General features: G+C 59.3%; 14 protein-coding genes. 7 read left to right on the top strand and 7 right to left on the bottom strand.

What is annotated here, in order from left to right; genetic code table 11:
• The first annotated feature begins 260 nt into the window (after positions 1-260).
• Both ACPYOJ_RS13890 and ACPYOJ_RS13885 read left to right on the top strand, forming a co-directional pair.
• The gene (locus ACPYOJ_RS13890; RefSeq protein ID WP_481416764.1) at positions 261-947 is read left to right on the top strand and encodes a hypothetical protein; all 687 of its coding nucleotides are present in this window, start codon (positions 261-263) and stop codon (positions 945-947) included.
• Positions 839-1,984, top strand: a complete 1,146-nt coding sequence (locus ACPYOJ_RS13885) for a hypothetical protein (RefSeq protein ID WP_481416763.1) — start codon at positions 839-841, stop codon at positions 1,982-1,984. The genes ACPYOJ_RS13890 and ACPYOJ_RS13885 overlap by 109 nt, the downstream gene beginning before the upstream one ends.
• Before the next feature lie 300 nt (positions 1,985-2,284).
• On the opposite strand, the gene ACPYOJ_RS13880 is transcribed toward ACPYOJ_RS13885, so the two are convergent.
• The gene (locus ACPYOJ_RS13880; protein WP_481416762.1) at positions 2,285-2,560 is read right to left on the bottom strand and encodes a cupin domain-containing protein; all 276 of its coding nucleotides are present in this window, start codon (positions 2,558-2,560) and stop codon (positions 2,285-2,287) included.
• Between the two features lie 366 nt (positions 2,561-2,926).
• Between ACPYOJ_RS13880 and ACPYOJ_RS13875 the strand changes: the two genes are divergently transcribed.
• Both ACPYOJ_RS13875 and ACPYOJ_RS13870 read left to right on the top strand, forming a co-directional pair.
• Positions 2,927-3,763 carry an alpha/beta fold hydrolase gene (locus ACPYOJ_RS13875; RefSeq protein WP_481416761.1) on the top strand — a complete coding sequence of 279 codons (837 nt, stop codon included), beginning with the start codon at positions 2,927-2,929 and terminating at the stop codon, positions 3,761-3,763.
• A gap of 311 nt (positions 3,764-4,074) precedes the next feature.
• Positions 4,075-4,506 (top strand): DUF4168 domain-containing protein, encoded by a 432-nt coding sequence (locus ACPYOJ_RS13870; protein ID WP_481416778.1) that lies wholly within the window; start codon positions 4,075-4,077, stop codon positions 4,504-4,506.
• 231 nt (positions 4,507-4,737) lie between these two features.
• On the opposite strand, the gene ACPYOJ_RS13865 is transcribed toward ACPYOJ_RS13870, so the two are convergent.
• From ACPYOJ_RS13865 to ACPYOJ_RS13845, 5 genes are all read right to left on the bottom strand, one after another.
• Entirely contained in the window at positions 4,738-5,031 is a 294-nt protein-coding gene (locus ACPYOJ_RS13865) for a hypothetical protein (protein WP_205927458.1), read from the bottom strand.
• A 72-nt stretch (positions 5,032-5,103) separates the two neighbouring features.
• The gene (locus tag ACPYOJ_RS13860; RefSeq protein ID WP_481416760.1) at positions 5,104-6,129 is read right to left on the bottom strand and encodes a fatty acid desaturase; all 1,026 of its coding nucleotides are present in this window, start codon (positions 6,127-6,129) and stop codon (positions 5,104-5,106) included.
• 8 nt (positions 6,130-6,137) lie between these two features.
• Entirely contained in the window at positions 6,138-6,518 is a 381-nt protein-coding gene (locus ACPYOJ_RS13855; RefSeq protein ID WP_481416759.1) for a DUF6481 family protein, read from the bottom strand.
• A 151-nt stretch (positions 6,519-6,669) separates the two neighbouring features.
• Entirely contained in the window at positions 6,670-6,879 is a 210-nt protein-coding gene (locus tag ACPYOJ_RS13850; protein ID WP_168834216.1) for a cold-shock protein, read from the bottom strand.
• Between the two features lie 557 nt (positions 6,880-7,436).
• Positions 7,437-7,694 carry a hypothetical protein gene (locus tag ACPYOJ_RS13845; RefSeq protein ID WP_168834208.1) on the bottom strand — a complete coding sequence of 86 codons (258 nt, stop codon included), beginning with the start codon at positions 7,692-7,694 and terminating at the stop codon, positions 7,437-7,439.
• Positions 7,695-8,379: 685 nt separating this feature from the next.
• On the opposite strand from ACPYOJ_RS13845, the gene ACPYOJ_RS13840 reads away from it, so the two are divergent.
• Complete coding sequence (locus ACPYOJ_RS13840) at positions 8,380-9,699, top strand: epoxide hydrolase family protein (RefSeq protein WP_481416758.1); 1,320 nt, start codon at positions 8,380-8,382, stop codon at positions 9,697-9,699.
• Between the two features lie 750 nt (positions 9,700-10,449).
• On the opposite strand, the gene ACPYOJ_RS13835 is transcribed toward ACPYOJ_RS13840, so the two are convergent.
• Complete coding sequence (locus ACPYOJ_RS13835; protein WP_481416757.1) at positions 10,450-11,148, bottom strand: GntR family transcriptional regulator; 699 nt, start codon at positions 11,146-11,148, stop codon at positions 10,450-10,452.
• Between the two features lie 91 nt (positions 11,149-11,239).
• Between ACPYOJ_RS13835 and ACPYOJ_RS13830 the strand changes: the two genes are divergently transcribed.
• Positions 11,240-12,244: an Ldh family oxidoreductase gene (locus ACPYOJ_RS13830; RefSeq protein WP_481416756.1), complete on the top strand. Its 1,005-nt coding sequence runs from the start codon at positions 11,240-11,242 to the stop codon at positions 12,242-12,244.
• Positions 12,245-12,267: 23 nt separating this feature from the next.
• Complete coding sequence (locus ACPYOJ_RS13825; RefSeq protein WP_481416755.1) at positions 12,268-13,518, top strand: iron-containing alcohol dehydrogenase; 1,251 nt, start codon at positions 12,268-12,270, stop codon at positions 13,516-13,518.

Raw genomic sequence — 13,518 nt, 5'->3', positions numbered from 1 at the left:
AAATCAATCACTCACAATACCGACCACCGAACGGGACATTCGCCGCGTGATCGAATTGTCCTACCGTCGAAGCGGGCACCGTTGGAAAGCATGCTCGCGGCATCGGCTGTTTGGATTGCTTGCCTGAGCGCGATCGCAGGGAAAGATAGTATGAGCAGACCCGCCTCTATCGCCTCCCAACCGGAACGGGGATCTGGGAAGACCTCAAGGCCAACCGGTCGGCGAAAGTCTGCAACCGGGGCCAACCGGATACCGGGCTTATGAACGAGAAAGCACCGGCCACCGGATCTGCCGTTCCCGTCGCCTCCAGCCTGGCCGGTTTCCATCCTCTCAGCGCCGCCGAGGCCAAGGTTGTTGCGCATCTGCAGTTGGGCGATTTCGACAGGTTGGGTGACGGCTTGCGTCCGGAGCAGGAAGACCCCGAACGAACCGTGCGCGCCGAGCTTCTGCGCCTTCTCATTCTTGGCAACGACAGCTACCGCTCGCATGAGAAGGGGGTGAGGCTGAGCGCAGCCTGGATAACCGGTATTCTCGACCTCGAGGGGTGCCGGGTTCCGCGCGATATCGGGCTCAAGGACTGCCATTTCGAAGCCTCGCCGGTGCTGCGCTCCGCCATCATCGACAATTTGTTCCTGGACGGCTCGGCTTTGCCCGGATTGCAGGCCGAACGGCTCGAAGCGCGTGGTTGCCTCTCATTGCGCAGCGCAATGGTAAGCGGCGAAGTCCGGCTTCCGGGCGCGCGCCTAGGCGGCAGCCTCGAGGCGGATGGCGTGTCGATCGCCTCACCTGGCGGCCTCGCGCTTGATGCCGATGGATTGGAAACCGAGGCGGCATTCTATTGCGCGGCGCAGATGTGCGCGGCGGCATCGATCTTTCAGCGGTTCGCCTTAGTCGCGACGTCAATGCAGTCGGCGCGCGCATCGAGCGCCCGGGCGAAGTTGCCTTGAATGGCGACGGGATCGTGGCAGGAGGCGACCTTGCCTTGCGGGGGGCGACCATTGTCGGAGAAGTCCGCGTGCTGGGCGCCCGCTTCGGCGGGGACGTCGATTGCACTTCGGCATCGCTCTCGCAGCCCGGCGGCTATGCACTGAGGCTCAACCGCACCACGATCGATGGCGCCTTCTTCCTGCGGCAGAACGCGTCGGTTATCGGTACGCTCGATCTCACGGCCACGACGATGGGGGCGATCGACGATGACCAGGCAAGCTGGCCGCAAATCGGCGATCTGTTGCTGAACCGTTGCCAATATGGTGCCTTCATCGGTGGGCCGGTGGATGCGGAAAGCCGGCTCGACTGGTTGTCCCGCCAAACGCCGGACCGCTGGAAAGCGGATTTCTGGCCGCAGCCTTATGAACATCTTTCAACGGTGCTGCGGCAGATGGGCCATGATGAGGACGCCCGCGCGGTCCTGATTACCAAGGAACGGTTGCAGCGGCGGGCACGGCGCGCTCGGGCAAAAAGTCCGCTGCTTCGCGTCGCCCTGGCGACCATGGACGGCGTTCTCGCAATAACCCTTCGCTACGGACGCCAGCCCCTTCTGGCGCTGGTCTGGCTCATGCTGTTCTGGGCAATGGGCACGGTCGTATTCGCAATAGCCTATCGGACTGGAGCGATGAAACCGAACAGTCCTGTGGTCCTGCGTTCACCTGAATGGACGATGTGCGATCTTGAACGGACCGAAAGCCGCTTCATGCCGTCGAGCGGACAGGTCCTGACCGGACGCGCGGACGCCGGAGAGAACCAACTTTCCTGCTTTCGCAATCAGCCGGAAGCAGCCAGCTATCCGGAGTTTAACGCGCTGATGTATTCGCTGGACGTTCTCCTGCCGGTGGCATCCATCGGACAAAGGGAATATTGGCGGCCGGACTCGATCAAGCCCAACGGAACATTCACCTTGAATTACTATTTCCTCCAATCCGTCATCGGCTGGGCCTTAAGCCTGCTGGCGGTCGCCGGGTTCTCGGGGCTCGTCAAATCGAAATAGCCCAGCGGCTTGAGCGTCGGCCGTCCCCTCAGAAGCGCCAGATCAGCGCAGGCCCAACGAGCGACGTTGATCTCGACCTCCTGCTCTGGATAATCAGTTAGTCGCGCGCGAGTCGCGGCACCAACCAACTGCAGGAAGAACGTAGACCCGCAGAAGTGGCTGTGCCGCATTCTGGACGATGATTTCCTGGCTACTTGCCTGCGGTCTGTTCGGGTCAACCCAGACGATTCTCGTCATCGATCAGGGCAAAGCCGAGCCGGAGTACTTTCTTCCCATGTCCACAGGACTAGGTTCAGATCGTCACAAGTCGCCCCGGGGGAGAAGCTCCTGACGAGCGGGCCATGATAGCCAGCGGCGACTGAAGACTTCGGCAGCCGGAACCGATCGCGCCTCCAGCGAACTCGCAAGTATAAATTCTCCGCGAACAGCGACGAAGCAGTCGCCTTCCGCGAGCCGTTGCGGCGAGCCGCCATCTCTCGTGATGAGCCAAAATGAACCGCGACGAACAGCGTAGAACTTGATGTAATCCGGCTCCGCGAAGCGAACTGCCCAATCCCCTCCGGCGGTCAGCCTCATGGGCGCGATGGCCTGCGCATCGACGAGGCCAGCACGTCCGACAGGGCATCGTTCGGCGCGTTTTGGACGGTCACGACAGATTCCTGGACGCATGTAGATGGATGGTCCCAATTCTATAGCCAATACTGCCTTTGTTCTATCAACAAATAAGACGAGGATGAATTCGCCGATGCAGAACCGGTCAGCAGGTTCGGCTCCTTGGTCAGTTCAATGCTGTTAATGACAGACACGATTTCACATGAACCGCCTGATCCGGTCCGACGCGATCTTCTCGCGTTCGGTCTCGGAGTGGCGGCATTGACAATGCTTCCAAGCTTCTCTGCCGTCGCCCAATCAACCGCAACTACCTCCGAAAGGATTCAAACAATGGCCACAGTCACCACACGCGATGGCGTCGAAATCTTCTACAAGGACTGGGGACCGCAGGATGCCCAGCCGATTGTCTTCCATCATGGCTGGCCGCTGAGCGCGGACGATTGGGACAACCAGATGCTCTTCTTCCTCCAGCACGGCTATCGCGTCATCGCTCACGACCGGCGCGGCCATGGACGATCAGCCCAGGTCAGCAATGGCCACGACATGGACCATTACGCTGCGGACGTAGCCGCCCTCGTCGAACACCTCGATTTGCGCAATGCGATCCACATCGGCCATTCGACGGGTGGAGGGGAGGCGACGCATTATGTCGCCCGTCACGGGCAGCCGGCCGGTCGCGTCGCCAAGTTGATCATCATCGGGGCGGTGCCGCCCATTATGGTCAAGAGCGAGAAGAATCCAGGTGGCTTGCCGATCGACGTGTTCGATGGTCTTCGCAGCGCGCTCGCCGCTAACCGCTCACAGTTCTATGTCGATCTGCCCTCAGGTCCCTTCTATAGCTTTAACCGGCCCGGAGCGACGCCAATTCCCGCGGTCATCCAGAACTGGTGGCGGCAGGGCATGATGGGTGCCGCCAATGCCCACTATGCAGGCATCAAGGCGTTTTCGGAGACCGACTTCACCGAGGACCTCAAAATCATCGACGTGCCCACCCTGGTTATGCACGGCGACGACGATCAGATCGTGCCGATCGCGGATTCAGCTCCGCTCTCCGCCAAGCTGCTCAAGAACAGCACCCTCAAGATCTACAAGAACTTCCCGCACGGCATGTGCACCACCCATGCCGATGTAGTGAACCCTGACTTACTGGCCTTCGTGAAGGCGTAGCACTGTAGCACTCCGGCCGGCGCGCACTCCGCGCCGGCTGTCAGCCTGGAGCAAACAATCAGTCGGCGCATACGGAGCCTAAGCACCTCATCCTTCAGTACGGCCGCGGCGGATAGTGCAGCGCCGCAATGGGACGCGCCTGCCGACATGTCGATAAACACAAAGCCGCCGCTCAATCGTCAGCAAATGGCCGCGGTGCCGCCGCACGAAACACTCTTAAACATCCCATCGTCACAAACTCACTCGGCCTTCTAATGGCTGAGTGATTGACCAAGGCGGTCTTGCTGCCGATCAAATCACGTTACAGAGGAATGAATATGATCACTCGTTATACACCCCTTGCAACGTTGACCGCTGCGGTCTTCAGTTTGATGATTTTCAGTCCGGCGTCCGCATCGGAAGTGGCCCAGGCACAACAGAAGCAGCCGATGCAAGGGCAGGCGGATGGCAACGGTGCGGCTGCGGCCGTCAGCGATCAGAAACTCGAGGCCTTTGCTGTCGCCTATCTGCAAGTCGACAAGGTCAGGCAGGAATATTCGGCCAAAATTGGGGCGACGTCGGACGAAGGGGCGAAGCAAAAGCTGCAGGCCGAAGCCAGCGAGCAGATGGTTAAGGCCCTTGAAGCCTCTCCGGACATGTCTGTCGAGGAGTACACATCGATTCTGAAGGCTGCGCAGAACGACCCTGCTTTGGCCAAGAAGGTTCAAGAAAAGATGGGAAATCCAGCACCGTCGCAGCAATAACCTGCACGGTCCGTAGGTCGCCACGAACGCGCAGCAACGGACGCCCTGCAGATCACTACAAGAGCAATGCCCGCCGCTTGGCGGGCATTGCTTGCTTCAGATGAGTGCTGTTCCGGCTGGCAAATGCGCGGCGGGGCACAGCCGGGCGCGGGTGTGGTTGGTCCGGATCGAAATCGGACTTCCGTCGCGTATGCGTAACGGCGGCCATTGGCAGCCCACAGCGGGATACGGCTAGATGTTCTTCAGAAGCCAGATTTTACCCGCCATCGTAATACCATGACCGTTTTCTTGATCCGTGGAATCCGGGTTGAGGCTTCGCAGAAAGCCGAATTCTTTCAACTCTTCCAAAGTCGCAGTGGTCAAAAATTTGACCTTCCGCGGCCGTTCCTTAAACCTGTCTGTCTTCGCATAGGTGACGGTGGCGTTCAGATGGGTCCATTTCTTGGCATCCTGGGGAAACAGATCTCCATCCTTGGCAAGTTTCAGGCCCCTGATCTGGGTCGGCGTAAGCGTGATCGTCTGCAATGTTCGGTCCTTGAGGTATGATTAGTTTGGCGCACTGCGATTTGCATTCGCGGTCTGCTCAGATTTCGTGAATCAAGCGTTCGCTGCTTCCCGGAAGGATATCAGCTTCCCCTTGGTTTCATCCCAGAGCACGAGCCTGACACAGCGCAGGCTCTCCCATAATGTTATGCGGCCGATGTCTGCCAGTTGAGGGTGGTCTCGCAATACTTCAGGAAGCCGGTAGTACGGGATCCTGCTCGACAGGTGATGAACGTGGTGGATGCCGATATTGCCGGTGATCCACCGGAGCACCAGCGGCAGATCGTAGTGGGACGCACCGTGAAGTGCAGCTTCGGCAAACCGCCACTCGTCGCCTTTCGACCAGTGAGTTTCCTCGAACTGATGCTGAACGTAGAAGAGCCACACACCCGCCGCTCCCGCCAACATCACGATCGGCAGGTGGATCGCGAGAAACGGGACAAGTCCGACGGACCATATCATGGCGAGCGCCAGGGCTGCGATCGCGAGATTGGTCGCCATGGTGGAGATCCACGGCATGGGACCGTCGCCCATCATTCCGAAGGGTAAGCGCTGCTTGAAAAGGAAGAGCCAGGCGGGACCGATGCCGAACATCACCAGCGGATGCCGGTAGAGGCGGTAGCCGAGCTGCTTCAAACGCGGGAGGGAGCGATATTCAGCGATCGTCAGCGTGGTGATGTCGCCCGTGCCCCGCTCGTCGAGATTTCCTGCTGATGCGTGGTGGGCGGCATGGGCCCGTCGCCAGTAATCATAGGGGGTCAGCGTCAGAACACCGATGGCACGCCCCGTCCAATCGTCGAGACCCCGACGGGCGAAGAACGAGCCGTGTCCGCAATCGTGCTGAATCATGAACAGCCGCAGAAGAAACGCGGATGCCGGAACGACCGATAGCAGTCCGAGCCAGAAACCTTGGGAGAGAGATATGGATGCGCAAGCCCAAAACGCGGCGAACGGGACGACCGTAACCAGAAGCTCAAAGCCACTCCGCCCGATGCGAGGCTGGCGGTATCCGGAGAGAACCTTCAGCCACGCTCGAACATCTTCGGCAGAATCGGTGGGCGTGTTGACGCTAGCTTCCATGAATTCGATCAGCCTCTGCGGGCCTTGCGTGCCGCGTATCGACGGTCACGTTCCGCTTTGCGCGCCGCCTCATCGGCGACGACCCGAGAAATGCGATCGTTGATTACGGCCTGCCGGGCTTCTGCCTCGGCCCGTTCGTCGGCTTCCGCAGCAGCCGCCAGTGCCGCCGCTTCTATCAGAACACGCTCGTGTTCCGCCTTCTTTGATGCTTCGCGTTCGGCGCGACGTGCTTCTCTGGCGGCAGCAATAGCTTCGCGTGCAGCAAGTCGTTCCCGCATCGCGGGATCGGTCGATTTCGGGGCAGACGCAAACTTCGCCAGAAGCTGCTTTTTGGCTTCCGCTGCGGAATTCCGTCTTTCGGCAAAGCCGTTGTCGCTCGGGTGTCTCAACGTGTCTTCCTAGTTGGATTTTCAAGTCGGGAATAGAAAAGGGCATTCATCGCGGTTTGGGCCTTACTACAAAAAAAGGCCAGGCACACGCCTGACCTTTTCAACTCGTGCCCGCCATGCCGGTACATCCGCGGTCATGATAGGCTTAAGCTCACGCGGACTGGAGCCGGCCTGCGGACATCTTGCCCGACTTCGGGTCGCGCTCGAGCTCGTAGCCCAGCTTCTGTCCTTCGACGATCGAGCTCATGCCGGCCCGCTCAACAGCAGAGATGTGAACGAACACATCCGCACTGCCGTCGTCGGGCTGAATGAAGCCGAAGCCTTTAGTGGCATTGAACCATTTAACTGTGCCAGCGGTCATAACAAACCCTTTCATAGCAACGTTGATCACCGCTGGGCGACGCACAGCGGGTATTTTCGACTTTTGAGAGGGGAAGTTCGTTACGAAGCGCAAGGCGCAGCAAAAACAAATATCGGCAAACAAAGTATCGATGCTCGCTACTACATCGCGGAGGCTGAGGTGTCAACTTTTTGTTTCGCGAATTGGCGTTTTCTATCACGGGTTGCGGTGCCTTCACGGCGACGAATCCGCAGCGTCGCATTCTTACACTGCGGATGAACTGGCAACTCCCATACTGACCAAGCGTTGGAGGCGACCGATGAGAAGCTGAACGCATTCGCTCTAAGTTCGAGGACGACGCCTGCGCGAAGGTGACGATCACGGTAATACTGTCCTGGCGGTCGAAGCGCGCCCTGTTGCAAGCGAAACCTCCGCCATTGAGGAGGCACATAACCTTTCGAAACGAAATGCGGGCGGCCGCCTTCACGCGGAAGCGTGAGGGCCATCCCGCCGTAGGAGAAGGCTAGCCGATCGTGACTTCAGACAGGGCGAGTCGGCGATTTCGCCTGAGGTCGCTGTCAGTCGTAGAGTTCACCGCGACCGATCTGTTCCGTCGCGGCGTTGCTGATCGACGGATCGTCGGCAGGATCGGAATCCTTGTTGTTGGCTTCTTTCAGAACCTGCGCGGCCTCGACGATGGCCACGGTGATCTCTTCAGTGCCCCATCCGGCCTCGTTGGCGGACGCCAGTAGTTCTTGAAGGATATTTCGTACGGCGGACTTCGCATCCTCGAAACGCAGCGACGGGTTTTCTGATCGTGGCCGTGGGAAAGACATTGGTTTCCTCTTTCGTGGGTCCAGCGAAGAACGCGCGAACCACTTAATGGATGCGTTGGAAACCGAACCTTTTGCGGAATTCGGCAGCAGATGCCACCAACGGTAAGCTATCAGACCCTAAGCGGACAAGTGCTTCCACAAATTTATTGCCTCGCTTTCGACCCCGAGCCGTTTTGCCCCAGCCGTGGCTTCGCCCCAGCAAAAGGTCGCTGAATGTTGGCACGATGGCGCGCTGGTAGGGTTTGATCAGCGCGAAGCCGTCACCTCTCGTTCCTTGCGAATAGTCGCCGGTTGAAGAGCTTCGATCGCGCACGCGCGGGACTGATCGACGATACGGTGCTTCGAAATGAGAGGGTGGCTCTCATTTTCTCCAAATACCGGAAAGGTGCCCGGCGGCCTAGATTCCCGTCGATCACAGCCGGACACCTCGCGCCGACGGTTAGTTCAGTAGCGAGGGGAGCCGAGGAATGATGCGTCCCACTGGCCCCTTGGTGTCCAATGCGCATCTTACCTCTGAACCAGAAAGACGAATTAACATGAACGCCATCACAAACGTCGAGGAGAAAGTCGAGCCGCTCGAAAAGATGCGTGCGCTGCTCGGCCGTTCTGATCGTCAGCAAGGGCGTCGCACTCGTCGAACCGATCAAATGAGTCCCGGAGGCGTCGTTCGCAAAGGATGCATGTCATGACAGTCCAGCAGTCAACTCAAAGAATGCACATTTCCCGGCGCTCCCTGCTGTTCGGCAGCGTAGCGATCGGACTTTCGGAGGCCATTATCCCGTTGGCGGCTGCCGCCGCGGACGCCGTCAACGTAGTTCCGGCTGGCATCGGCGATATCCGCCCGTTCAATGCCAAAGCTCCCGAGGCCGCACTTGTTGACCTGCGGCAACGTCTGGCCGCGACGCGGTGGCCGGATGGTGAAACGGTCACCGATCGGTCTCAGGGTGTTCAGCCCGAGAGGCTGAGAGAACTGGCCGACTACTGGCAGTCGTCCTACGACTGGCGAAAGGCGGAAAGGAAGCTCAACTCCTTTCCGCAGTTCCTCACGAACATTGACGGAGTCGACATCCACTTCATTCACGTCCGATCGAAGCACGAAAACGCGCTGCCGTTGATTATGACTCACGGTTGGCCGGGATCGGTCTTTGAGCTGCTGAACGTCATCGGCCCGCTTACCGATCCCACAGCACACGGCGGGAAGGCGGCCGACGCGTTTCATCTGGTAATCCCCTCGATCCCCGGCTTCGGTTTCTCCGGAAAGCCGACGGACAAGGGCTGGGATCCCCAGCGTATCGCCGCTGCATGGGACACGCTGATGAAGCGCCTCTCCTACGAGCGCTACGTCTCGCAGGGCGGCGACTGGGGAGCGATCATCAGCGACGCCCTAGGCCGACAGGCGCCCCAAGGATTGCTGGGCATCCATGTCAACCGGGTGGAGCGCGCGGCCACGTTTCCTCAGGACGCCGCACAGGCCTTGATGAACGGCACGCCCGCGCCCGACAGTCTGTCTCCGGAAGAGAAAGTGATCTTCAATGAAGCTCGCGACTTCCTAAACAACGGCTTCGGCTATGCGGCCATCATGGGCACGCGGCCGGAGACGATTGGGTACGGCCTTGCGGATTCGCCTGTCGGTCTCGCAGCGTGGCTCTACGACAAGATCGCAGACTGGGTGTTCACACGCGGAGATCCGGAAAAGGCCCTTGGCAAAGACGCCATCCTCGACAACATCACGCTTTACTGGCTGACGAACACCGGCCCTTCGAGCGGCCGGATCTACTGGGAGAACGTGGGCGCGATGGCGAAGTTGACCCCCATCAAAGTGCCTGTCGCAGTCACGGTGTTTCCAGGGGAAGTCTACAAGCCGCCGAAGAAATGGCTCTCCAAGGCCTATCCCGAGCTTGTCTACTACAATCGGGTTGCCAAGGGCGGACACTTCGCCGCTTGGGAGGAACCCGAACTCTTCAGTGAAGAAATCAGGACCGCGTTCAGAACGTTACGGTCTTGAAGTACCGCTTCAGAAGACGTCCGTTGAGCAAGTCGTCTGACGTGGAAAGTGCGGCTTGAGCAACGCGTCCGGCTGCAAGTCGATATCAGCAAATGTTGCCCGAACGGGCTATAGGGACGGAGGGCATGTGGCCTTCCGCGAACGACCCCGGCCGATGCCGACGCGGCCGGAATATCCATCATCTATCAGGAACTGAGCGTCATCAACGAACTCTCCGCCCCGGAAAACCTGTCGCCACGCTCGGTGCTGCGAAAGCGATCCGGCGGTGGAATTCGCGTTCCCCAACGACCTATCAATCCTAGGCGTCGACGATTCCGGCGGGATGACTGCCCTTCGACCGTACGTCAGTACGATTGAACAGACTCGGCGACCTGAGCGAAGGCTGCTGGAATTTGCTCACGCGTCGAATGACGAAGCGCGACGTTCCGTCCGCACACCGGAGAGTGACATGCACCTTGAGGGCGAAAGAATCGACGACCCTTCTCGCTCGGAAGTCCGGCCGGCGTTCCCATATCGAAGCTTAGCGGAGCATTCCGGTTAGCTGCCTGATGCTCGGGCTCGTCGAGGACTACCGCTGGAATAGCAAGGCACGGCACGCACAAATGACTTCTCTGGTGCGGGCCGACGTAACATTGCCGGTCCTGGGCTCCGCTTCAAGAAAAGACAACCTCCCGACCAGTCAAGGCTGGTTGCCGCGCCATCACGAACCCAGCCAACACCGCCGCTTCGATCCTCAGGACTTCCGTCTTGTCACTTCATTGCTCCACTGTCTTCGAAAGCATCTTCGAACCGAGCTTTTGAGCGCTCGATATGGATTCGCATCGCTTCTTCAGCCCGAACTGAATCGCCGTCTTCGATTGCTGAGACGATCTCTGCGTGCTCACGATTTGCGTCCGTCGTGGCCCGAGCATGGAAGTACAAACGGAACAAGTGGACGTGTGTGTGAAGGCGCTGCAAGCTCTCGTGAACCAGTTCGTTGCCGCAAGACCTTGCAATGAAGTTGTGAAACTCGGCGTCACGTTTCGCAAACTCACCATATGCGGCGCGAGACTGAGCTTTGTCTTCTCGTCGCATTTCCTGGTCCAGGGCGCGTAGCTCGCTGATTGCTTGGGCGTCACGTCTCCGTGCGAGGCGACCTGCGGCAAAGGGTTCGAGTAGCAGTCTCAATTCATAGAGCTGATTGAGTCGGTCGCGGTCCAATTGCTCAGCGGCGCTGTACCCGATTAGGTGCGTTTTCACGACAAGTCCTTGGGCCTCGAGCCGTGAGAGCGCCTCTCTTATCGGTGTTTGCGACACGCCAAGTGATCGGACGAGCCCATCGACCGAAATACGCCCGCCCGGCGGAATTTTCAGGGACATTAGCTGCGCGTAGAGCGCTTCGTACACGTCGTTCCCGAGGCTTGTAGGCCGGCGCAACAGCTCTGTTTCGATCTCTTGATTGCTCTTCATTTGGTGGTCCATCGAAAATTTTGTCTTGACGTCGTCGTTATATCAATTAACTTCGAAGACATCAATCGAATATCCGATCGGATTTGATATCGTGAAAGTGGTTGAAGCAAAAATTCTCAGAAGCCTTGCCGAAGCGGCCCTGGTGCGCGTCGGCGCTCCCGTTGAGCATGCCTCGTTACAGGCGGAAGTACTGCTTGAGGCGGAGCTGCGCGGGGTCTCATCGCATGGGGTGCTTCGGCTTCCACGCATCATCTCAAGGGTTGTCAACGGGGTTTCCAACGCCCGTGCGACCGGGCAACACGAATGGGCCTCAAGCGCGTTTCTGGTTGTTGACGGGAAACGAGGGCTCGGCCCGGTCGTTGCGAAGAGCGCAATCGATGCCCTGTTGGAGCGGGCGCCCGGCACGGGTATCGCCGCTGCGGCAGTCACCAATTCAAATCACATCGGTATGCTCGCCTGGTACGCTGAGTACGTTGCGTCGAAGGGATACTCGATAGTCGCGTTGTCGACGAGCGAGGCGCTCGTTCACCCTTGGGGCGCTCGCGAAGCGATGATCGGCACAAATCCGATCGCGATAGGCGTCCCTTCGGTGAACGGTCCGTTCGTCATGGATACTGCGACGAGTGTGGTCTCCATGGGCGAAATCCACGATCATGCCAATCGAAAGGCAAAAATTCCCGCTCACTGGGCTCTGGACGGCAACGGCAATCCCACGACGGACGCCGAAGCCGCGAAAAATGGAGCGATCGCGCCTTTTGGCCAAGCGAAGGGATACGCGCTCGGTCTCGCGTTTGAGCTGCTCGTAAGCGGGCTTGCCGCATCCGCTATCGGTCGCGACGTTCGAGGGACGCTCGACGACACGAACATTTGCAACAAAGGTGACCTCTTCATCGTGATGCCGGGACCGCGCCGCGAACTCGAGTCCTATCTGCAAGCCATCCGAGGCATGGAACCTGCCGAGGGGTTCGATGCTGTTTTGATCCCAGGCGAGCGGGGCCGAGCCTGTCGTGATCGCCGTTTACGGGAGGGAATCCCGGTCGTCAGTGAAATTTACGAAAGTCTATTGCGGCTCGCCGGCGTACCGGCAGCAGCCTGATTGAATTAGTGGGAGGAGTTTCGGTGACGTTATTCGGGGCAATTCGCACACCGAGGAACATCGTGTTCGGCAGCGGCCAGCGCAGTTCCTTGCCGAAGTTTGCATCGCGCATGGGGCAAAGGGCGCTTGTTGTCACAGATGAGCGTCTCGCAGCGGATCGGACATTCAGAGACCTTATTGACGCAGTTACCGCGGCGGGCATCACGGTCAAAGTCTTCCCCGGCGTTGTCGCGGAGCTACCGGTCGAATGCATCACAGCAGGGGTAGCGGACGGGGGGTCCTTCGGTGCGGACTTCGTGATTGGCATCGGCGGCGGTAGTTGCCTTGATGCTGCAAAGGTGATCTCGCTGCTTCTGGCTCATGGCGGAAAGGCGTCTGATTACTATGGCGAGTTCATGGTGCCGGGGCCAACCCTGCCTCTGATCTCACTCCCGACGACATCAGGCACGGGGTCGGAAGTGACACCAGTAGCCGTTCTGACCGATCCGGACAGGGCTTTGAAAATCGGCATCGCGAGCCCGTATCTTATTTCGGATACCGCTATTTGCGACCCCGAACTCACATTCACCTGCCCGCCTTCTCTGACCGCTGTTTCTGGCGCGGACGCGCTGACGCATGCCATTGAAGCCTTCACCACAGCCAGACGCGAGCCTGGGGCTGACCTCGTCCATGAGCATGTTTTTCTCGGAAAGAATGCCTTCAGCGATCACTACGCCCTGCTGGCGATACAACATATCGGCGCGAGCCTGCGGGCTGCTTTCGAAAACGGCAACGACATCGTGGCCCGCGAGCGCCTGATGTTCGGCGCGATGTCCGCCGGTCTTGCGTTCGGCACCGCCGGAACGGCTGCCGCTCATGCCGTACAGTATCCGGTCGGCGCAATGACCCATACGCCGCATGGCACCGGTGTCGCCCTGATGATGCCTTATGTCATGCAGATCAATCGCGACTGGTGCGCTCCAGAGCTCGTCGAGGTCGGCCGCGCATTGGGAATTTCGCTGCCGGAAGGACCGGCGGAACTCGCTGCCGATGCAACGATTGACGCAGTTGCTGATCTCTTCGCGGCCGTCGGTATTCCGTCCTCCCTAAAAGATCTCGGGATCACGGGTGACCAGCTTCCAGCAATCGTTACGCAGTCGCTCGGAATTGCCCGTCTCATCAAGAACAACCCACGTCCTTTGGATGTGGCGGCCATGAAGACGCTTGTCGGAGCGGCCTTCGCCGGAGACAGGTCGGCTCTCAAGGCCAGTGCTGATCAAAGAAAGGCTAGCTGA

Source organism: Rhizobium sp. SVR5-9E, assembly GCF_056755095.1.
The sequence above is the reverse complement of the archived record's forward strand: the minus strand, read 5'-3'. Positions and strand labels throughout refer to the sequence as shown.